We start from the raw sequence: 21,140 nt of genomic DNA on the forward strand, positions 1-21,140 counted from the left end.
CACCGCCGCTACGCCCCCGGACGTACCCGCCACAGGGACAGAACTCCCGATCGCAGCGCGCTGCCGGCAGACACCCTCACGAGCGTGATGCCTCACAGGCATCACGATGACTGTGAGGCATCACGCTCGTGGGAGTGACCGGGCTGGCACAACGACCGACGGTGCCGTCGTGGGTCACACAGCGGCGAGGACCGCGGCCTCCAGGCGGGCCCGGGTGGCGTCGTCCGGCCAACCGCCGACCAGGTAGAACGCGTCGACCACGTCGGCGCCGAGGGTGGAGATGCGGGCCGCCCGAACCAGGGCGCCGGCCTCGTCGAGGGCACCAGCGACCCGGTAGAGCAGGCCGGCGGCGTCGGCGGCGCGCAGTTCCAGGAGTACGGCCCCGGTGGCGGCCTCGCGGTGCCAGACCACTCGTGGAGCCGCGCCACCGCCCCGGCTGGCGAGCGCCCGGCCGCGCAGCCGTTGGGTGACCGACACGTCGCCGGCGACCGCCCGGCGCAGGTCGGCGCGGAGCGGGACCGGGTCCGGCGGAAGGCCGTAGCGGGGCTGCACCCGGCACTCGACCAGAGCCCGGCCATCGACGGCGGAGGCGTCTGCGGAGATCACCTCCAGCCGGTGCAGCGCCAGGCAGCCGGCCACCGTGGCGAGCAGACCACGCCGGTCGGCCGCCGCCACCGACACCCGGTCGCCGGTCAGGTGGATGACCGGCAGCGGCCCGGCCAGCAGCTCCGGGTCCGGTGCGGGTGGTTCGGGGAGTACGCCGGTGTCCAGCGCGGTGCGAACCCTCGCGACCAGCTCGGCGACGAGCCGGCCCTTCCAGTCGGACCAGGCCGCCGGCCCGGTCGCCGCCGCGTCGGCGCGGACCAACGCGTGCAACAGGTCGAGGGTGCCGGTGTCACCGACCGCCTCGGCCACCGAGGCGATGGTGACCGGGTCGGCCAGGTCCCGGCGGGTCGCCACGTCGGGCAGCAGCAGGTGCAGCCGGACCAGCCGGCCGATCAGTTCGATCTCCGGGGCGGGCAGGCCGACCCGGGTGGCCACCGCCTGGGCGACCGGCACGCCGACCGTGCTGTGATCACCGGGGAGGCCCTTGCCGATGTCGTGCAGGAGGGCGCCGAGGAGCAGCAGGTCGGGGCGTTCCACCTCGCGGGCGTGCCGACTGGCCTCGTGCGCGGTCTGCACGAGGTGCCGGTCGAGGGTGAAGCGGTGCACGGGGTTGTGCTGGGGCAGGCTGCGCAGCCGGGTCCACTCGGGCAGCCAGCCGTCGACAAGCCCGTACCGGTCGCAGGTCTCCCAGGCCGGCACCAGCCCGGCACCGGCGCCGAGCAGGGTGATCAGCGCGGCCCGGGCCTCGGCGGGCCATGGGGCGGGCAGCGGCGGGCAGTACGCCGCCAGCCATTCGCAGGTGGCCCGCGCGATGGGGATTCGGGTGGTGGCCGACGCGGCGGCCACCCGCAGCGAGAGGCTCGGGTCCGGGCGTGCCCCGATCGCCGTGCGGGCGAGCACCAACTCGCCGTCGTGTTCCACCACGTCGCGGGCGACCGGGCGGCGGGCCGGGCGGCCGTTCCCGCCCCGGGAGCGGCCGGAGCGCAACCGGTCGGCGGCCCGGAAGGCGTCGTCGAGGGCGTGGCTGACCGTGCGGGCGTCACCGGCGACCCGTCGCAGCAACGCGTCGCGGTCTTCCAGCCCGAGCAGGGCGGCCACCCCGTCGCCCTCCTGGGCGACCAGCCGGTCGACCCGCCGACCCACCTGCTGGTGCAGGGCGTCGCGGGTGTCCAGCAGGCGCAGGTGGGCGGCGCGCACGGCGGGACGCAGCGCGTCGGTGATCCCGGCGGCGGAGATCGCCCGCAGCAGCCCCACGTCGCGCAGACCACCGGCGGCCTCCTTGAGGTCGCCCTCCAGCAGGAATGCCAGCTCACCGTGGGTCTGCCAACGGCTGGTGGTGACCTCGCGCAGGCCGGGCAGGTGCCGGACGGCGGTGCGCCGCCAGTGATCGGCGGCGGTGCTGATCAGCGCGTCGGCCAGCGCCTGGTCCCCCACGACCAGCCGGGCGTCGAGCAGCCCGAGCGCGACCTTGACGTCGTCCTGGGCCACCGACAGCGCCTCTGCGACGGTGCGGACGGAATGATCGAGCCGCAGACCCGCGTCCCAGATCGGGTACCAGACCGAGGCGGCCAACTCGTCCGTGCCGGGCACCCCGGCGTGCACCAGCACCAGGTCGAGGTCGCTGTACGGGGCGCACTGCCGCCGCCCCAGCCCCCCGACGGCCAGCAGCGCCACCCCGTCGCGCGCCGGCAGCAGCCCGCGCAGGAAGGTGTCGTACGCCGCAGCCCGCCGCTGCCGAGCCGACTCCCCGATCCCTCCGGGTACGCCGACGACCTCGTTGATCAAGAGGTTCGCGTCGCCATCGGCGGCGTGCCCCGACGCGTTCTTCCTGATCAACGAGGTCATCTCAGTCGTGGCCGAGGTCAGAGTGCGTCGAGGCCGCGTTCGCCGGTACGTACCCGGACGACCTCTTCGACACCGGTGACCCAGACCTTGCCGTCACCGATCTTGCCGGTGCGGGCCGCCCCGACGATGGCGTCCACGACCTTGTCCACGTCGATCTCGTCGGTGAGCACCTCGACCCGGATCTTGGGCAGGAACTCGACCGTGTACTCGGCACCCCGGTAGACCTCGGTGTGCCCCTTCTGCCGCCCGTACCCCTGAACCTCGCTGACGGTCAGCCCGGCCACCCCGAGGGCGTGCAGGGCCTCCTTCACCGCGTCCAGCTGGTACGGCTTGATGACTGCGGTCACCAGCTTCATGTCCAACCCCTCCATCCCAGGAACGTTAACCGGCGACCTTTTCGCTGACCGGCTCGGCGGGCTCCGCCTCCGGCTTGGCCCCACTCGTCGTACCGCCACCGGGGGTGCCGATGCCGGCCATCGCGAACGCGCTTCCCGTGCCGCCGCCGGCCGGGGACAGGTCGTAGCTGCTCTCAGCGTGCTCGGCGATGTCGATGCCCTCGACCTCCGCCTCGCCCTTGACCCGGAAGCCGATCGTCTTCTCGATGACGAAGGCGAGCACCCAGGCGATGCCGAACGACCAGGCGGTGACGATCAGGCCGGCGAGGGCCTGCCGCCCGAGCTGGGTCGCGCCGCCGCCGTAGAAGAGGCCGTCGGAGGCGCCGACCACGTCGCTGATCGCGGCGTTGACCGAGTTGGTGGCGAACAGGCCGAGCCAGAGCGAGCCGATCCAACCACCGACGAAGTGCACACCGACCACGTCGAGCGAGTCGTCGTAACCGAGCTTGTACTTGAGGCTGACGGCGAGCGCGCAGACCGCGCCGGCGACGATGCCGAGCAGGACGGCGGCCCACGGTGCGATGAAGCCACAGGCCGGGGTGATGGCGACCAGGCCGGCGACGGCGCCGGACGAGGCGCCGACCATCGTCGGCTTACGGGTCTTGACCCACTCGACGGCGATCCAGCCGAGCACCGCCGCCGCCGTGGCGAGCTGGGTGTTGATGAAGGCGAGGCCGGCGACCGAGTCGACGGTCAGCTCCGATCCGGCGTTGAACCCGAACCAGCCGAACCACAGCAGACCCGCACCGAGCGCGACCAACGGGATGTTGTGCGGCTTCATGCCCTCCCGCGGCCAACCGAGCCGCTTACCGAGGACCAGGGCCACGGCCAGGGCCGCCGCACCGGCGTTGATGTGCACAGCGGTGCCACCGGCGAAGTCCAGCGCGTGAATGTCGGCGCCGATGATGCCGCCGCCCCACACCCAGTGCGCGACCGGGAAGTACACCAGGGTGGCCCAACCGAACGCGAACAGCAGCCAGCCGGCGAACTTGGCCCGGTCGGCGATGGCACCACTGATCAGCGCGACGGTGATCACCGCGAAGACCATCTGGAAGGCCATGAACACGTAGAGCGGGACCCCGATGCCGCTGGGGTTCTCCGCCGTGGCACCCCACAGGTCGGTCTCGGCGAGGAAGGTCTTGGTGCCGAGGTACGCGCCCGGGTCGCCCCAGAAGCCGTTCACGTCGGTCCCGAAGGCGACGCTGAAACCGTAGAACCACCACAGAATAGAGATGAGCCCGATAGCGGAGAAGCTCATCATCATCATGTTGAGTACGCCCTTGGCCCGGTTGAGGCCGCCGTAGAACAGCGCCAGTCCGGGGGTCATGAGCAGCACGAGCGCGGTCGAAACCAGCAGCCACGTGGTATTGGCGCCGTCGATCGTCGGTGCTTCAGGCACGCTGGCCTCCTAAAAGGTGAAGTCCTCCTTCGCGGCTTTCCGGGGCAGCGTCGCCCGTAGGCCGGTTGCGCGGAAGCTTCGCGGCCGGCTGTTTCACTTTGGGTCCCGTGCGGGTTTCCGTTTCGTGACGGGTTGTTTCGGACGTGTCACGAACTCCGCACACTCATCAGCATGGACGATTGTGGATCGACCGGACGGCGACCGTCGATGACTGACCGGCCAGACGCATCGACCGGTCCGCTTGACGGGACCGGCCGAGCATCGACGGGGCGGCGCTCAGCGCAGGGCGTTCTCCAGGGCGTGCCGCTCGTAGTCGAGCAGCCGCAGATCGCGCATCGGTCGGCGCAGGTGGCCCTTGTGCACGATCCGCACGAACGCCGGCTCACCGGCGGCGGCCATCCGGCGGATCCCCTCGACGTGGTCCACGATCCGTTTACGGATGGTCCGGATCAGCCGGTGCCGGTCCCTCGGGATCAGCCCGTACGCGTCGGCGAAGAGCCGGAGTCGGCGCGGCCGGTCCGGATGCTTCCAACCGAGCGTGATCGAGTCACGGTCCGCGAAGATCGGCACCCAGGTCCAGGCCGCGTACGCCACGTCGTAGATCCGTGCTCCGGGTGAGGCGAGGTCGAAGTCGATCAGCCCGAGGGTGCCGTCCGGACGCCAGATCACGTTGTGCGGCGCGGCGTCGTGGTGGCAGATCACCTCGGTGTCCGGCGGCGGGGGACCGAACGAGCGCCAGACCGCCGCCTGCGGAGGGGTGAACCCGTACTGCGCGTCGTGGAACATCCGCAGCATGGTGGCGACGGTGACCAGGGCCTCGTCGGTCACCCAGTGCGGGGCGAGCGGATATTCTCCGCACTCCCCCTCCAGGTACGACAGCACCTCACGGTTGCGCTCGTCCATCCCGAGCGCCCGGGGGGCGCCGGTGAACCCCACGTACTCCAGGTGGCGCAGCAGCGCGTGCACGGACGGGGTCCACGGCCCGGCGTTACGCCGCACCGTGTCACCCACGCGGACAACGGTGCTCACGTTGCCGCCGTGCAGCGGGATCTCCTGCGAAGTCACGTACGGTCTCCCGAGGCGCTGCGAAGGATGGCCGGGGTCACGCCAACCCGCGTACGCGCGATCGTCAGTGGTCACTCGAGACTACGCGTCCCGGCCGGTGGCCTCGGTCCCCAGCAACGCGTCGACGAACTGCGCCGGGTCGAACGGGGCCAGGTCGTCCTTGCCTTCGCCGAGGCCGACCAGCTTCACGGGGATGCCGAGCTTGCGCTGCACGGCGATCACGATGCCACCCTTGGCGGTGCCGTCGAGCTTGGTCAGCACCACACCTGTCACGTTGACCACCTCGGTGAAGACCCGGGCCTGCTCCAGCCCGTTCTGCCCGGTGGTGGCGTCGAGGATGAGCAGTGTCTCGTCGATCGGGCCCTGCTTCTCCACCACCCGCTTGACCTTGCCCAGCTCGTCCATCAGGCCGACCTTGTTCTGCAGGCGGCCGGCGGTGTCGATGAGCACGGTGTCCACGCCGGTGTCGATGCCGCGCTTGACGGCGTCGAAGGCGACGCTCGCCGGGTCGGCGGCCTCGGGCCCCCGGACGGTCTCCGCGCCGACCCGTGAGCCCCAGGTCTCCAGCTGGTCGGCCGCGGCGGCCCGGAAGGTGTCGGCCGCGCCGAGCAGCACGCTGCGACCGTCGGCCACCAGCACCCGGGCGATCTTGCCGCAGGTGGTGGTCTTGCCGGCGCCGTTGACGCCGACGACCAGGACCACCGCCGGCACGCCGTCCTTGGGGGCGGTCCGCAGCGAGCGGTCCAGGCTCGGGTCGAGCGCGTTGACCAGCTCGGCGGCGAGCAGTGCCCGCAGCTCGGAGGCCGAGCGGGTGCCGAGCACCCTGGTGCGCTCCCGGAGCCGGTCGACGATGTCGCGGGTGGCGTCGACGCCGACGTCGGCGGTGATCAGGCTGTCCTCGATCTCCTCCCAGACGTCCTCGTCGAGGTGGTCCCGGGCGAGCAGGCCGAGCAGACCCTTGCCGAACACGTTCTGTGAGCGGGACAACCGCGAGCGGAGCCGGACCAGCCGCCCGGCGGTCGGCTCGGGGACCTCCACCTGCGGTTCGAGCACCGGAGGCGGCTCGACCAGGACGCCGGTGGACAGATCGGACTCCGGTGCCTCGACCGGCGGGCCGGCGAGATCCTCCTCAGCCCTGGTGTCGACCTCGGTGCGCGGCAGCGGGGGCTCGGGCCGCCGCCGCAATCGCGGCACGACCAGCCCGACTGTGCCGGCGATCAGCACACCGAGCAGGACCAGAGCGAGGACGAGATATTCGGCCATGCCGGAATCCTGTCAGATGCCGGCGGCGGCGTCCCAGCCACCGCACCCGCAAGCGGTGCCCGGACCCCCAGCCACCGCGCCCTGAGCGGTGCCCGGGCCCCCAGCCACCGCACCCCGAGCGGTGCCCGGCGTCTCAGCCACCGCACCCGGCCGGGGCCGCTGACCGGCGGTAGGCTCGGCCGCATGCCCGCCGCACACCTCCTCATCGGCCCACTGCTGCGGCGCGTGGTGGACACCCGGGCGACGATCTGGGTCGAGACGGCGGCGCCCGCCGTGGTCACGGTCCGCACCGCAGGCGGCGCCACCGGCACCGCGCCCACCTTCTCGGCGTACGACCACCACTACGCCATCGTGGTGGTGGAGGGGCTCACTCCGGACAGCGAGACCACCTACGAGGTCCTGGTCGACGACGAAATGGTCTGGCCGGTGCCGAGCAGCGGGTTCCCGCCGAGCGTGATCCGCACCCGGGCCGCCGACGACCGGGACCAGCCGGTCAACATGATCTTCGGCTCGTGCCGGGAGACCACCCAGCACGCCACCACCCGCAAGCTGCCGCCGGACGCGCTGGACGCGTACGCCCGGCGGTTGATGGCCGACCCGGAGTCGAACCCGCTGCCCGACCTGCTGGTGCTGCTCGGTGACCAGGTCTACGCCGACGTCACCTCGCCGACCGTGCGTCGGCTGCTGCGTCGACGGCGGCGGCGGCCGAAGGGCGCTCCGGCCGACCAGGTGGTGAGCTTCGACGAGTACACCAAGCTCTACCTGGAGTCCTGGCGTGATCCGGAGATCCGCTGGCTGCTCTCCACCGTGCCGAGCGTGATGATCTTTGACGATCACGAGATCATCGACGACTGGAACACCTCGGCGGCGTGGCGTGCCGAGGTGCGCGAGCAGCCGTGGTGGCAGGAGCGGATCGGCAGCGGGCTCGCCTCGTACTGGGTCTACCAGCACCTTGGCAACCTCTCCCCCGACGAGATCGTCGCCGATCCGGTCTTCGCGAAGGTCGTCGCCGCCGAGGACGCCACCAGCGTGCTGCGCGAGTTCGGCCACCGGGTCGACCAGGAGTCCGACCTGGCGCACGACACCGAGCGTTGGCGCGCGGTGCAGTACCAGTGGAGCTACGCGCTGGATCTGGGCCGGACCCGGCTGGTGATGCTGGACAACAGGTGCAGCCGGGTGCTCGAGTCCAACAACCGGGCGATGCTGCCGCCCGGCGAGTGGGCCTGGTTCCTCGACCAGGCGCACGGGGTCTACGACCACCTGGTGGTGGGTGCCTCGCTGCCCTGGCTGCTGCCGCAGGGCATTCACCACATCGAGGCGTGGAACGAGAAACTGGCGGACTCGCGCCGACCGTGGGTGGCGCGCGGGGCGGAGAAGCTGCGCCGCGCTCTGGACCTGGAGCACTGGGCGGCGTTCCGGCGTTCCTTCGAGGCGCTGGCGGAGACGTTCGCGCGCATCGGCACCGGCACGCCTCGACAGTCCGGGGCGCGGGTCGGGGCCGGTCCGGCGTACGCCCCACCGGCGTCGATCAGCGTGCTCTCCGGTGACGTGCACCACTCGTACGTGGCGCGGGCCCGGTTCGCCGATCCGGCGGTGGTGACTCCGGTGCACCAGCTCACCTGTTCGCCGATCCACAACCAGGTGCCGGCGGGCATCCGTCCGCTGATGCGGCTGGGCTGGTCACCCGGTCCGGCCGGGGCGACCCGGGCGTTGGCGCGTTCGGCGGGCGTACGCCGGCCGGGGGTGCGCTGGCGCAAGCTGGCCGGCCCGTACTTCGGTAACGCGGTCGCCACCCTGACCCATCGGGGGCGCGACGCCGACGTGGTGATCGAGGGCACCACGAGTGACGGGCACCTACGCCCGGTGATGCGGCGTCGACTCTCCGGGAGCAGCGGCGCGGGCGCGCCGTAGTCTCTACGCCGTGGATGAGCACCTGCCGGAGCCGATCCGGGCGGTTGAGCACGAGTTGACCGCTCTGCTGCGCCGTGGCCGGGCGGTCTCCTGGGAGATCGCCCGGGAGGTGCACCCGAATCTGGAGCCGAACACCTACGGGTTGCTGCTCTGGTTGCGGCGGAGCGGGTCGATCCGGTTGACCGAGTTGGCGGCGCGGCTGGGCGTGGGCAAGGGGACGCTGAGCCGGCAGATCAACGCGTTGGAGGTGCTCGGTCTGGTCCACCGCGACCCCGATCCGAGTGACCGGCGGGCCGCGCAGATCAGCCTGACCGAGCAGGGGCAGCGCCGGTTCGACGTGGCCCGCGCGGCCCGGCTGGGCGAGTTCGTGCGTGCCCTGGACGGCTGGTCGGAGCGCGACATCGAGGATTTCGCCCGGCTGCTCGGCCGGTTCAACGACTCCTGGCAGTAGCGCCCGGTGACCGGGAATAGGGTGCCGGTCGGACAAGTTGTTGCTTCAGGCAACTAAGGCATACGGTTGCTTCAGGCAACTCTCAGGCGGCCGCGCGCCCCGCCCTCCGCCGTTCCACCCCGACTCCGCTCGGAGGCAACAAACGATGAGCCAGGCGACAGTGCCTCCCCAGGCAACCGCCGTGACCATGACCCACCGGCAGATCCTGGAAGCACTCTCCGGCCTCCTTCTGGGCCTGTTCGTCGCGATCCTCTCATCCACGGTCATCTCGAACGCGCTGCCACGGATCATCACCGAACTGCACGGCGGCCAGTCCGCGTACACCTGGGTGGTGACCTCGGCCCTGCTCGCGACCACCGCGACGACCCCCATCTGGGGCAAGCTGGCCGATCTGACCAGCAAGAAGACCCTCGTTCAACTGGCCCTGGGGATCTACGTGCTGGGCTCGGTGCTGGCCGGCCTCGCCCAGGGCACCGGAGAGCTGATCGCGTGCCGGGTGCTCCAGGGCATCGGCGCCGGTGGCCTCACCGCGCTGGCCCAGGTGATCATGGCCACGATGATCGCGCCCCGCGAGCGGGGCCGCTACAGCGGCTACCTCGGCGCGGTGATGGCCGTCGGCACCATCGGCGGACCGCTGATCGGCGGCGTGATCGTGGACACCTCCTGGCTCGGCTGGCGCTGGTGCTTCTACGTCGGCGTGCCGTTCGCCATCGTCGCGCTGATCGTGCTCCAGAAGACCCTGCACCTGCCGGTCGTCAAGCGGAAGGCCGAGATCGACTGGTGGGGCGCCACCCTGATCACCGCAGCCGTGTCGCTGCTGCTGATCTGGGTCTCGCTCGCCGGCGACCAGTTCGCCTGGGCTTCCTGGCAGACCGCCGCCATGGTCGTCGGCGCGCTGATCCTCGGCGCCCTGGCGATCCGGGTCGAGACCCGGGCCGCCGAGCCCATGATCCCGCCGAGGCTGTTCCGCAACCGCACCATCACCCTCGCCGTCGTCGCCAGCATCGCGGTCGGTGTGGGCATGTTCGGCGCGTCGATCTTCCTGGGTCAGTACTTCCAGATCAGCCGCGGTCAGAGCCCGACCATGTCCGGTCTGATGACCCTGCCGATGATCCTCGGCCTGCTGGTCTCCTCCACTGTCATCGGGCGGGTCATCACCAGGACCGGCCGTTGGAAGCGGTACCTGGTGATCGGCTCGGCGCTGCTCACCATCGGCTTCGCGCTGATGGGCACCCTCCGCGCCGACACCAACTTCACACTGCTCAGCGTCTACATGCTGGTGATCGGCGTCGGCCTCGGCATGACCATGCAGAACCTGGTCCTCGCCGTGCAGAACACCGTCGGCCCGCACGAACTCGGCGCGGCCAGCTCGGTGGTGGCGTTCTTCCGCAGCCTCGGCGGCGCGATCGGTGTGTCCGCCCTCGGCGCGGTGCTCGCCCACAAGGTCAAGGACTACACCGCCGACGGGCTGGCCCAGCTCGGCATCCCGGCATCCAGCTCGGGCGGCGGCGGCACCCTGCCCGACGTGCACACCCTGCCCGGCCCGCTGCGGGCGGTGGTGGAGAGCGCGTACGGCCACGGCGCCGGCGACATCTTCCTGACCGCCGCCCCGTTCGCGCTGATCGCGCTGATCGCGGTGGCCTTCATCAAGGAGGTGCCGCTGCGCCAGCACAACGGCAACCCGGTTTCCGGCGAGGTCGAGCGGGAATCGACACTCGCCGCCGGCGCTGGCGCACCCGTGATCCGTACCGGCGAGCAGAGGTGAGGTAGAACCATGGGCGTGGGAGCACCGGACCGCGAGGAGTACGGTCCCCGGGCCCGGCCGCTGCCTTTCGAGCGCGGCACGGACGGGCCACGGGTGATCATGGTGGGCGTCGACGGCACCCGCACCTCCGAGCGGGCCGGCTTCTACGCCGCGGGGCTCGCCCGTCGACAGGGCGCCGCGCTGGTGGTGGTCTTCGTCAGCTCGCCGAGCGGGTTGACCGCGCTGGTGCCCGGGATGGATGCCGGCGCGGTCCAGCGCACCCACGACGAGCTGGCTGACGAGCTGCGTCGGGAGTGCCGGCGCGGGGCCGAGCAGTGGAGCATTCCGGTGACCCTGGTGGTGCGGCGCGGCGACGCGTACGGCGAGCTGCGCGCCGCGGCCGACGAGTTCCAGGCCGACATGGTGGTGGTCGGGGCCTCCGAGCAGGCCGGGCACCGGCTGGTCGGCTCGGTCGCCACCCGGCTGGTCCGGGCCGGCCGCTGGCCCGTCGTCGTGGTGCCCTGATAACGGGTCGCGGCTGTCGGAGGGGCCGGGCAGGATGCGCGGCATGACCTGGATCGCACCGGAGATCACCCGGACCCCCGAACCGTACGTCGGCGACGAGCGCACCATGCTCGACGGCTGGCTCGACTACCACCGGCAGACCCTGCTGCTCAAGTGCGCCGGCCTCACCGAGGAGCAGTTGCGCACACCGAGCGTGGAGCCGTCCGGGCTGACACTGCTCGGCCTGGTCCGGCACCTGGCCGAGGTCGAGGCCTGGTGGTTCCGGGAGAACTTCGCCGGCGCGCAGGTCGACTACCCGTACTTCACCCCGGAGACACCGGACGCCGACCACGACGTCAGCGCCGCCAACGCCGAGGCCGACTTCGCCATCTTCCACCGCGAGGTGGCGCTGGCCCGCGAGGCCGCCGCCGGCCACTCGCTCGACGAGACGTTCACCGAGGTCGGCCCGAAGAAGCGCACGTTCAACCTGCGCTGGGTGTACGTGCACATGATCGAGGAGTACGCCCGGCACAACGGGCACGCCGATCTGATCCGCGAACGCATCGACGGCGTCACCGGCGAGTGACCGGGTAGCCGTCAGTCCGGCCGCCCGGCCCGCAGCATGTGCTCGCCCAGCGGGGTCAGCGTGTGCACCACTGACGAACCGGCCCGGTGGGTGGCGATCAGTCCGGCCCGGCGCAGGGTGCTGGTGTGCTCGCTGGCGGAGGCGATCGAGATGCCCACCGCTCGGGCCACCTGTGAGGTGCTGAGGCCGTCGGCGACCACTTGCAGCACGGCGGCCCGGCTCCGGCCGAGCAGGTGGGCGAGGGGCTGGCCGGTGGCCAGTTCCCGCCGGGCCGGCCGGATCGGGTAGGTCAGCACCAGTGGGCCGGCCGGGTCGTCGAGCACAGCGGGCTGCGGCACGAAGTACGAGGGCACCAGGGTGACGCCCCGGCCGCCCGGCGACAGACCGACGTCCCCGCCGAAGGCGCACCGGTACGACAGCTCGTACGTGTCCCCCGTCGGCGTGAAGTGCAGGTAAGGGCTGAGGCCACGGAGCACGCGGTCGAGCCCTGCGTCCACGATGGCTCGACCGCGTACCGTCCGGTCGGCGTGCACCGCCGCGACGATCGTCTCCCAGTACGCGCCCACCGCGACGGCGTGGAAAGCCTCCATCGCATCGAGTAGGCGGCGTACCGCGGCTGGTTTCCCGTCGGCGAGCGGACCGACCCGGGGTGGCAGCTCGCCGGCCTCGATCCGCGGTCGTAGCTCCGCGGTGAGGGTCGCCGCCGGGGTCGCCGCGACCTCCGCCAACGCGGGGCCCAGCTCCCCGCCGAAGCGGGGCGGGGTGAGGAAGTCCGGGAACCACCTCTCGCGACGGCACAGCTCCAGGTAGGGCCACATGACCGGGCGCAGTGCGGCACGGGTACGGGCCCGCCACGCGACCAGGTGTTCCGGCACGGTGGTCTGGAACACCCGTTGCCCGGCAGCCCCCAGCTCCAACAACACCGACGGCTCGGCACGCAACACGGTACGGCTGAGGTCCGCCGCGCTCAGGTGCAGAGTCACCACGGCATCGACGCTGCCACCTTTCGGGCGGGTGCGAAAGGGGCTGGAGACGACCCGGCGGTGCGGTGACCCTCGGGCCATGAAAAAGCTGCTCGCATCGGCCACCGCCGGCCTGGCCGTGCTGACCGTCGCCGTACCCGCCCCGGCGCTCGCCGAACGCCCGCGCCCCGACACGTACGTGGTCTCCCGGGCGTCCGGGGTGCTGCCCGAGGGGATCGCGGTGACCCGGGACGGCACCCTCTACGTCACCAGTCTCGGCACCGGTGCCGTCTACCGTGGTCACGTCCGCGACCGGGAGCTGCGACAGTTCCTGCCGCCGGGGGCGGACGGGCGTACCCGGGCGGCCGGGTTGCACGTCGACCGGCGGGGTCGGATCTTCGTCGCCGGCTGGGACACCGGCGCGCTCTTCGTGTACGCCCCGGACGGTGAGCTGCTGGCCCGCCGGACGGGGCCGGGCGCCGCCCTCAACGACCTGGCGCTGACCGCCGACGCGGTCTACGTCACCGACTCGGCCACCGGCACGCTGTGGCGGGCGGCGCTGGACGGCCCGACGGTCGGGAACCTCGTACGGTGGCTCGCCCCCGCTGACTTCCCGGTCGCGCCGGGATTCCTCAACGGCATCGTCGTCACCGACGGCGGGCGGATCGCGCTCGTCGGCGACCAGGGCAACGGTCAGCCCGGCACCGAGCGGCTGTGGCGGGTCGACCTGGTCGGGCGGACGGCCAGGGCCGTCGAGGTGATCGACGGCCAGCTGGGCGCCGACGGGCTGCTGGTGGAGGGCGACCGGCTCTACGGGGTGGTGAACTTTCCCGACGGCGCCGGCGGCTGGGATTTCGCGGTGAACCTGGCGATCGTGGACGCCGACCGGAGAACCGCTCGGGTGGTACGGCAGTCCCGTCCGGCCGGCCTGGCGCAGTCGCCGACCACGATCGTCCGCGACGCCGGCCGGCTGCTCTGGGTGAACAGCCAGCTCAACGCGTCCGCCCCGGCGCCGCCCTTCACCGTCACCCAGGTCCCCGGGCTGCGCTGACCCGGCCCGACGCCCCGAGCGTTGGCGGGCCGGGTCACCGCGATGCCGACGAACGCGCCGCTGTCGCCTCGCTCAGTACGCCAGGGCGGCGCGCAGGTAACGGAGGTCGGCGTGGCCGCCCCAGCGGTGCGCCGACAGCCCGGCGGACCGGGCACCCCGCACGGCCCAGTCCTCGTCGTCGACGAACAGGACCCGGGCCGGCGGGGTGGCCAGGGCCACGCAGGCGGCCTGGAAGTATTCCGGGGCGGGCTTGTGCACGCCGACCACCGAGGAGTTGACCACCACGTCCAGCTCGCCGACCAGGCCGAGCGCGGCCAGGTCGGCGTCGAGCAGGTCGGTGGCGTTGGTGCCCAGCCCGACCCGGACGCCCGCCGCGCGGACCTCCCGGACGAACGCCAGCACCTCCTGGTCGACCTCTCCCCGGTAGCTCTGCCACTGCTCCACCGCAGCGCGGGCCCGTTCCGGGCTGCCCACCGATTCGGTCAGGGCGTCCGCCACACTGCTCATCCACTCGGCGTGATTGACCTGGCCGGTGAGCACCGGCTGGAGCCGCCCCCACTGCATGGCGATTTCGCCGAGCACCCCCTCGGAGAGGCCGTACTCCCGCTCCACAACGGCGGCCACCGCCGGGTCCCACCGACGCAGTACGCCGTCGAAGTCCAGCAGGAGCGCCGTCGCGCGTTCCCGAGCCACTACCCGTTCTCCTCGCCGCGGCCGTGCCGCTGGTCGTCCTCGTCGGCCCGGTTGAGCCGTTGGCTGATCACCTGGGTGACCCCGCTGCGCATGGTTACGCCGTAGAGCGCGTCGGCGATCTCCATCGTCCGCTTCTGGTGCGTGATGACGATCAGCTGACTCTTCTCCCGCAACTGTGCCAGCAGTGTGATCAGCCGGCCCAGGTTGACGTCGTCCAGGGCCGCCTCCACCTCGTCCATGATGTAGAACGGGCTGGGTCGGGCGCGGAAGATCGCCACCAGCATGGCCACCGCGGTCAGCGACCGCTCGCCACCGGAGAGCAGCGACAAACGCTTGATCTTCTTGCCCGGCGGGCGGGCCTCCACCTCGACGCCGGTGGTGAGCAGGTCGTCCGGTTCGGTGAGGATCAGCCGTCCCTCGCCGCCGGGGAAGAGCACTGTGAACACCTGCTCGAACTCGCGGGCGGTGTCCTCGAAGGCGCTGGCGAACACCTCCAGGATCCGCTCGTCCACGTCCTTGACCACGGTGAGCAGGTCCCGGCGGGTGGCCTTGAGGTCCTCCAACTGCTCGGAGAGGAACTTGAAACGCTCCTCCAGCGCGGCGAACTCCTCCAGCGCGAGCGGGTTGACCTTGCCCAGCAGGGCGAGTTCGCGTTCCGCCTTCGCGGCCCGCTTCTCCTGCACCGGCCGCTCGTAGCGCACCGGCTCGGGCACCGGCAGACCGTCCCGTTCGGCCGCCGCGACGTCGACCTGGGTCGGCGGCACGGGCTGGGTGGGGCCGTACTCGGCGACGAGCGTCTCCACGTCCAGCCCGAAGTCCTCGGCGGCCTTCGCCTCCAACTGCTCGATTCGCAGCCGCTGCTCCGCCCGGGCCACCTCGTCGCGGTGCACCTGGCTGGTCAGCCGCTCCAGCTCCGCGCCGAGCCGCTTGGCGGCGCCGCGTACCTCCTGAAGCTCCGCCTCGCGCGCGGCCCGTTCCAGGGCGACCGCGTCGCGGTGCTCCTCGGCCGTCGCGATCGAGGTGGTCAGCCGGGTCAGCGCCTCCCGGGCGCCACCGGCGACGGACCGGGCGATGCTCGCGCCCCGGGCACGGGCGGCCCGCCGGGCCGCCGCGCGTTCCCGGGCGGCCCGTTCCGCGGTGGCCTGCCGGGCGAGGGAGTCGGCTCGGCCGGCGATCGAGGAGACCCGCTCCTCGGCGGTACGGACGGCGAGCCGGACCTCCATCTCGTTCTGCCGGGCCTGCGGCACCATGGCCGCCAGTTGGTCGCGTTCCTCGGTGGAGGGCTCGGCGTCGACCGGGGTCTCCTCGGCCAGCCGCAGCCGCTCCTCCAGTTCGGCGAGGGCGGTGAGGTCCCGTTGCCGGGCGGCCTCGGCGCGGGAGCGGGAGTCCCCGAGCCGGTCCGTCTCGGCCTTCGCGGACCGGGCTGCCGCGCCCAGCTCGGCCAGGCGGCGGGCGGCGGCGTTGCGGTGGCTCTCCGCCTCGCGCTTCTCGGCGGCGGCGTGCTGCACTGCCTCCTTGGCGGCGGCCACCTCGGCGCGCGCCTCGACCAACTGGTCACGCAGCTCCGAGGCGGCGCGTTCGGCGGTGAGCCGATTGGCGCGAGCCTCCTCCACGGCGGCCTGCACCTCGATGTAGCTGGGGGCCTTGGCCGACCCACCCGCGGCCGCGTACGCCCCGACCACGTCACCGTCCGGGGTGACCGCCCGCAGCTCGGGGTTGGTGGCGACCAGCTCCGCCGCGGCGGCGAGATCATCGACGAGCGCCACGTCGCGCAGGGCCCGGTGCACCGCCGGCCGCAGCTCGTCGCCGCACTCCACCAGGTCGGGCGCCCACCGGGCACCGTCCGGCAGCTTCGGGCGCAGCGCGTCCGCGGAGCCGGTCATGCCGGGCCCCGCCGGGCTGCCGACCAGCAGGCCGGCCCGGCCGGCGTCGGAGATCTTCAGCAGCCGCATCGCCTCGACGGCCTCGTCCACCCCACTGACGGCGACCGCGTCGGCGAGGCCGCCGAGCGCGGCGGCCAGCGCGGCCTCGTGGCCCGGGGCGACGGTGAGCAGCCCGGCGAGGCTGCCGAGCAGGCCGGGCACGTCCCCGGCGCGGGCGAGCAGGGCCCCCGCACCGTCCTTGCGCCGCAGTCCCAGGGCGAGCGCCTCCTCCCTGGCCTTCCAGGTGGCGGCGTCCTTCTCCGCCGCCCGCTCGGCGTCGGTCAGTGATCGGACGCTGGCCTGTGCCCGCTCCTGCACGGCGACCGCCTCGGCGTGCCGGGCATCCAGGTCCGCGTTGTCCCGGTCGGCCTCGGTGGACTGGGCGGCGACCGCGTCCAGGTCGGCCTGCGCCTGCTCGGCGCGGCCCAGCGCGTCGGCGTGCGCGATGGCGAGGCGTTCGATCTCCTCGCCGGCGCTGGTGGTCCGAGCCCGGGCGGAGTTGACCTGGCCGGTGAGCCTCGCCATGCCCTCCCGCCGGTCGGCGATGGCCTTGGCGGCGGCGACCAGCTCCCGTTCGGCGGCGGCGAGCTGCCGTTCCAGCTCCTGGCGGTGCTCGACCGCCTCGGCCAGTCGGATCTGGTCGTCGGTGAGCGCGCCGCGCAGCTCCTCCTCCTGCTCCCGGACGCGTTCCGCCTCGGCCTCCAGCTGGTCCGGGTCGCGGCCGGGTCGTTCGTCGTCGCCGGTGGCGCTCAGGTGCCGCAGCCGCTCCCGGGCCAGTTGCTCGATCGAGCGGAAGCGTTCCTGCAGGGCGGACAGCTTGTACCAGGTGTCCTGGGCGGCGGCGAGCAGCGGCGCGTCCTCTGCGAGGGCGGCCTCCAGCTCACCGAGCCGGCCCTGCACCTCGGCGTGCTCGCCCTCGATCTGCTCACGCCGCTCGCGCAGCGCGGTCTCGTCGGCGATCTCCCGATCCAGGGTGGTCCGCAGGGTGGCCAGGTCGTCGGCGAGCAGGCGCAACCGGGCGTCGCGCAGGTTGGCCTGGATGGCGGCGGCGCGTCGGGCCACCTCGGCCTGCCGGCCCAGCGGCTTGAGCTGACGACGCAGCTCGGCGGTGAGGTCGGTGAGGCGGTTGAGGTTGGTCTGCATCGCGTCGAGCTTGCGCAGCGCCTTTTCCTTGCGCTTGCGGTGCTTGAGGACGCCGGCCGCCTCCTCGATGAACGCGCGGCGGTCCTCCGGCTTGGCGTGCAGCATGCCGTCGAGGCGGCCCTGCCCGACGATGATGTGCATCTCCCGGCCGATGCCGGAGTCGGAGAGCAGTTCCTGGATGTCGAGCAGCCGGCAGGAGTTGCCGTTGATCTCGTACTCGCTCTCGCCGGAGCGGAACATCCGGCGGGTGATGGAGACCTCGGTGTACTCGATCGGCAGCGCGCCGTCGGTGTTGTCGATGGTCAGGGTGACCTCGGCGCGGCCCAGCGGCGCCCGACCGGCGGTGCCGGCGAAGATGACGTCCTCCATCTTGCCGCCACGCAGCGCCTTGGCGCCCTGCTCGCCGAGCACCCAGGCGATGGCGTCGACGACGTTGGACTTGCCCGAGCCGTTCGGGCCCACCACACAGGTGATCCCGGGTTCCAGCTTCAACGTCGTGGCGGAGGCGAAGGACTTGAACCCCTTCACCGTCAGGCTCTTGAGATACACCTACTCGATCCTCGTCCGGTGGCCGCCGTACCGTCGCCGGCTGTGGGGACCTGGGTGAACTCGCAGACTAACCCGGCGGTGGGAGCGGGCCGGCACGCGACCCGCCCCGCGTCGCGTCGACCGTGGGGGGCGCTGCCGTTCTGTCGCCCGCAAAGAAAGGCAAGCACCTTTCATGATCGCTTATCCATCGACGCGCTTTTCGGTAACTGCGAGGTGCGCTTCCCCGACCCATCGCAAGATCATGAATGGTCGGTGTCGAAAAGGTGCCGGACAGTGTTGCGCGCCGGCACAGAGGTGTCGGCGCGCATTTTTGCGGTAGTGCGATTCAGTTTTGAGGACCTGAAGATCAGGTCAGCGCCGGCTCGGCCAGACGGAGCAGATCGTCCGCCTCCGCCGCAGCCGCCGCGAGCCGATCATTGTCGGCACGCAGACGCGTGATCTCGAACTCCAGTGCCTGGACCCTGGCACGCAGTCGGGTGACCTCGTCGAGCAGACGCCGGTCGGGCGCTGCACCTACGTGGCCGTAGAGGGCCTTCGCCATGCTGACTCCTTGATATGCGCTGCCGGAAAGGCCGGCCAACGCGCGCCCATTTGTACGCGGCTGTCATTCCAGGCTGTATCTGGGCATGACCGGGCGCGACTGGCGACACCTATATATTGAGCCGCAAACCCCTCCTTCGTCAAGTTCTCGCAGGCCGTAGATCATCTCCACGTCGACCTGTCCACTTGTCGGGGGGCTGCCGCAAGGCACGGACACTCTCTGTCCGGACGCCTTTACTGTACGCCCGGATCCGCCGAAGTCCGCACCCTGGCGTCCGACTTCGCCTTAACTCTTTCTTAGCCACGTTGCCGCAGGTCGTAGGCGCGCCGTAGCGTCACCCCGGCCCGCAACCGACCCCTGGAGGCATAGGCGTGTACGGCTGGACCGATCCGATGGACCCGAACGGCGCCCCCCGGCGCACCGGAGGGCCGACCGACGAGCCGGCCTGGCTGCACGACCGCCCGGAGCCCCGCTCGGCCTATCTGTTCGGTGACGAGCCCGGTCAGCCGGGCGACGAGTGGCACCGGGAGCAGCCCACCAGCGGCCGACAGCCGGAGCCGGCGACGCCCGCGGAGGCGCACACGGCGCCATGGCCGGCCCACCAGCCGGACGGTGCGAACAGCCGCTGGGGCGACAACCGCCCGGGGCCGCAGGACACCGGCGGCTGGCACGCCGAGAATGAGGCGCCCGGCGGCTGGCAGCCCGACAGCGACCCGGAGACCAGCAACGGCTGGCGCGCCGCCGCCGAGACCGGGCGGACCGCAGAGGGACGGCACCGCTCCCCACGCCGCTGGCGCAAGCCGCTGATGATCGGGGGCGCCGCCGCGGCCGCCACCCTCGTGGTGAGCTTCGGCGTCGGCGCGCTCGCGCTTCCCGGCGGTGACGACGGGGCCGCGCAACCGACGGCCGTCGACGACTCCTACGCCGCGTCGGCCGTACCGACCGAGGAGCCGGTGCTGGACACCCTCGCCGCGCCCTCCCCGTCCGCCACACCCAGCCCGACGTCGCCGAGCCCGACGCCGAGCAAGGTCGTCAAGCCCACGCCGACATCGCCGCGGAGCACCGCGGCGTCACGGCGCAGCGTCGCGCGCACCAGCGCGCCGAGCAGCACCGGCGGCTCCACCAACACCGGCGGCTCCAGCGGCTCGGTCAGCGCCCAGGCCCGCGAGGTGGTGGACCTGGTCAACGCCGAACGAGCCAAGGCCGGCTGCAAGGCGCTCAGCATCGACGACAAGCTGATGACTGCCGCCCAGCGGCACAGCCAGGATCAGGCCGACCACCAGAACATGTCGCACACCGGCAGCGACGGCAGCAACGCCGGCACCCGGCTGGACCGGGTCGGCTACACCTGGCGCACGTACGGCGAGAACGTGGCCTGGAACCAGAAGACCCCGGCCGCGGTCATGGACGCCTGGATGAACAGCTCCGGCCACCGGGCAAACATCCTGAACTGCGCGTTCACCGAGATCGGCGTCGGCATCGCCAGCAGCAACGGACCGTACTGGACGCAGGTCTTCGCGGCGCCGCGCTGATCGCGCGTCGTTCCCGCCCCCGCGCTCGTTTGACCCGGTGAGGTACGTCGGGCCGGAGCGTGGGGGCCGCGTACCGGTGCGGGCGGCGACCGGCCGTCCGGGACCCGGGAGCTGCCGATGCGGATCCGGCCACGGCGACGCGTCGCCGTACGCCCACTGCGCCGCGCCCTGTCGGCCAGCGTCGTGCTCGTGCTGGTGCTGCCGGCGTACGGGTGCCGTCCCGCGCTGACCCCACCCGGCGCGCCCACCGCCTGGCCGACGGAACAGGCCCGGCACTGGCAGTGGCAGTGGCAGCTCAGCGGCCCGCTCGATCCGGCGGTGGACGCCGACGTCTTCCTGCTCGACCCGGTGACCACCACCGCCGCGCAGACCGCCGAGCTGCGCTCTCGGGACCGCCGGTTGATCTGCCAGGTGAACGTGGGGTCGGTCGGCTCCGACGACCCGGACGCCAACCGGTTCCCGGAGATCGTCCGGGGCGCGGCCGGGCGTCGACCCGACAGCCGGTGGCTGGACGTCCGGAGTTGGGACGCGCTCAAGCCGGTGCTGGCCGACCGTTTCCGACTCTGCCGGGGCAAGGGCTTCGGCGCGGTGGCGCTCTTCGACGCCGACGGGTACGCGGCCCGCACCGGCTTTCCGCTCGACTTCGACGACCAACTGCTGTTCAACCGCCGGCTGGCCGAGCTGGCCCGCTCGCTGAGCCTCTCCCCCGGGCTGGCCAACGACGTGCCGCAGCTCGCCGCGCTCGCCCCGGACTTCGACTTCGCGGTCAACGAGGAGTGCGTCCGGCTGGCCCAGTGCGCCAAACTGCTGCCGTTCAGCGACGCCGGCAAGCCGGTCTTCCACGTGGAGTACACCGGCTCCACCGACGACTTCTGTGTCACCACTGTCGGCTACGGCTTCGCGTCGATCCGCAAGGACCGCACCCTCGACGCCTCCCGCGACCCCTGCCCCCTGCCCTGATCCCGGTCCGCACCCCGC

General features: G+C 72.4%; 17 protein-coding genes. 8 read left to right on the plus strand and 9 right to left on the minus strand.

What is annotated here, in order from left to right:
* Positions 1–174: 174 nt before the first annotated feature.
* The 5 genes from IF22_RS0122820 to ftsY form a co-directional block, all read right to left on the minus strand.
* A complete protein-coding gene (locus tag IF22_RS0122820; protein WP_030335245.1) occupies positions 175–2,451 on the minus strand; it encodes a [protein-PII] uridylyltransferase in 2,277 nt (758 codons plus the stop codon).
* A gap of 17 nt (positions 2,452–2,468) precedes the next feature.
* Positions 2,469–2,807, minus strand: a complete 339-nt coding sequence (locus IF22_RS0122825; protein ID WP_172862163.1) for a P-II family nitrogen regulator — start codon at positions 2,805–2,807, stop codon at positions 2,469–2,471.
* Between the two features lie 25 nt (positions 2,808–2,832).
* The gene (locus IF22_RS0122830) at positions 2,833–4,245 is read right to left on the minus strand and encodes an ammonium transporter (protein ID WP_030335249.1); all 1,413 of its coding nucleotides are present in this window, start codon (positions 4,243–4,245) and stop codon (positions 2,833–2,835) included.
* Between the two features lie 276 nt (positions 4,246–4,521).
* Complete coding sequence (locus tag IF22_RS0122835; RefSeq protein ID WP_181539524.1) at positions 4,522–5,385, minus strand: phosphotransferase; 864 nt, start codon at positions 5,383–5,385, stop codon at positions 4,522–4,524.
* A gap of 6 nt (positions 5,386–5,391) precedes the next feature.
* A complete protein-coding gene (ftsY, locus tag IF22_RS0122840) occupies positions 5,392–6,573 on the minus strand; it encodes a signal recognition particle-docking protein FtsY (protein WP_030335252.1) in 1,182 nt (393 codons plus the stop codon).
* 183 nt (positions 6,574–6,756) lie between these two features.
* Between ftsY and IF22_RS0122845 the strand changes: the two genes are divergently transcribed.
* The 5 genes from IF22_RS0122845 to IF22_RS0122865 all read left to right on the plus strand — a co-directional run bounded on the left by IF22_RS0122845 (position 6,757) and on the right by IF22_RS0122865 (position 11,769).
* A complete protein-coding gene (locus IF22_RS0122845) occupies positions 6,757–8,484 on the plus strand; it encodes an alkaline phosphatase D family protein (protein ID WP_030335254.1) in 1,728 nt (575 codons plus the stop codon).
* Positions 8,485–8,494: 10 nt separating this feature from the next.
* Positions 8,495–8,935, plus strand: coding sequence for a MarR family winged helix-turn-helix transcriptional regulator (locus tag IF22_RS0122850; RefSeq protein WP_245233712.1), 441 nt, complete (start codon positions 8,495–8,497; stop codon positions 8,933–8,935).
* 187 nt (positions 8,936–9,122) lie between these two features.
* Positions 9,123–10,700, plus strand: coding sequence for an MDR family MFS transporter (locus tag IF22_RS0122855; protein WP_483414222.1), 1,578 nt, complete (start codon positions 9,123–9,125; stop codon positions 10,698–10,700).
* A 9-nt stretch (positions 10,701–10,709) separates the two neighbouring features.
* Positions 10,710–11,204, plus strand: a complete 495-nt coding sequence (locus tag IF22_RS0122860; RefSeq protein ID WP_030335260.1) for a universal stress protein — start codon at positions 10,710–10,712, stop codon at positions 11,202–11,204.
* A 43-nt stretch (positions 11,205–11,247) separates the two neighbouring features.
* Positions 11,248–11,769, plus strand: coding sequence for a DinB family protein (locus tag IF22_RS0122865; RefSeq protein WP_030335262.1), 522 nt, complete (start codon positions 11,248–11,250; stop codon positions 11,767–11,769).
* Positions 11,770–11,780: 11 nt separating this feature from the next.
* Here the strand turns inward: IF22_RS0122865 and IF22_RS0122870 are convergent, their stop codons facing one another.
* The gene (locus IF22_RS0122870) at positions 11,781–12,755 is read right to left on the minus strand and encodes an ArsR/SmtB family transcription factor (protein ID WP_030335264.1); all 975 of its coding nucleotides are present in this window, start codon (positions 12,753–12,755) and stop codon (positions 11,781–11,783) included.
* Between the two features lie 76 nt (positions 12,756–12,831).
* On the opposite strand from IF22_RS0122870, the gene IF22_RS0122875 reads away from it, so the two are divergent.
* Positions 12,832–13,782, plus strand: coding sequence for an SMP-30/gluconolactonase/LRE family protein (locus IF22_RS0122875; protein ID WP_030335265.1), 951 nt, complete (start codon positions 12,832–12,834; stop codon positions 13,780–13,782).
* A 72-nt stretch (positions 13,783–13,854) separates the two neighbouring features.
* On the opposite strand, the gene IF22_RS0122880 is transcribed toward IF22_RS0122875, so the two are convergent.
* From IF22_RS0122880 to IF22_RS0122890, 3 genes are all read right to left on the minus strand, one after another.
* A complete protein-coding gene (locus tag IF22_RS0122880; RefSeq protein ID WP_030335267.1) occupies positions 13,855–14,475 on the minus strand; it encodes an HAD family hydrolase in 621 nt (206 codons plus the stop codon).
* Positions 14,475–18,089 carry a chromosome segregation protein SMC gene (gene smc, locus IF22_RS0122885; RefSeq protein WP_030335269.1) on the minus strand — a complete coding sequence of 1,205 codons (3,615 nt, stop codon included), beginning with the start codon at positions 18,087–18,089 and terminating at the stop codon, positions 14,475–14,477. Before smc ends, IF22_RS0122880 begins: the two co-directional genes overlap by 1 nt.
* Before the next feature lie 346 nt (positions 18,090–18,435).
* Entirely contained in the window at positions 18,436–18,630 is a 195-nt protein-coding gene (locus IF22_RS0122890; RefSeq protein ID WP_007456482.1) for a hypothetical protein, read from the minus strand.
* Between the two features lie 371 nt (positions 18,631–19,001).
* Here IF22_RS0122890 and IF22_RS0122895 point away from each other — a divergent pair, with 371 nt between their 5' ends.
* Together IF22_RS0122895 and IF22_RS0122900 are read left to right on the plus strand one after the other, a co-directional pair.
* Complete coding sequence (locus tag IF22_RS0122895) at positions 19,002–20,162, plus strand: CAP domain-containing protein (RefSeq protein ID WP_030335272.1); 1,161 nt, start codon at positions 19,002–19,004, stop codon at positions 20,160–20,162.
* Between the two features lie 117 nt (positions 20,163–20,279).
* Positions 20,280–21,122, plus strand: coding sequence for an endo alpha-1,4 polygalactosaminidase (locus tag IF22_RS0122900; protein ID WP_030335274.1), 843 nt, complete (start codon positions 20,280–20,282; stop codon positions 21,120–21,122).
* The last annotated feature ends 18 nt before the right edge of the window (positions 21,123–21,140 follow it).

The organism is Micromonospora parva, assembly GCF_000718515.1.
GTDB classification, from domain to species: domain Bacteria; phylum Actinomycetota; class Actinomycetes; order Mycobacteriales; family Micromonosporaceae; genus Micromonospora; species Micromonospora parva.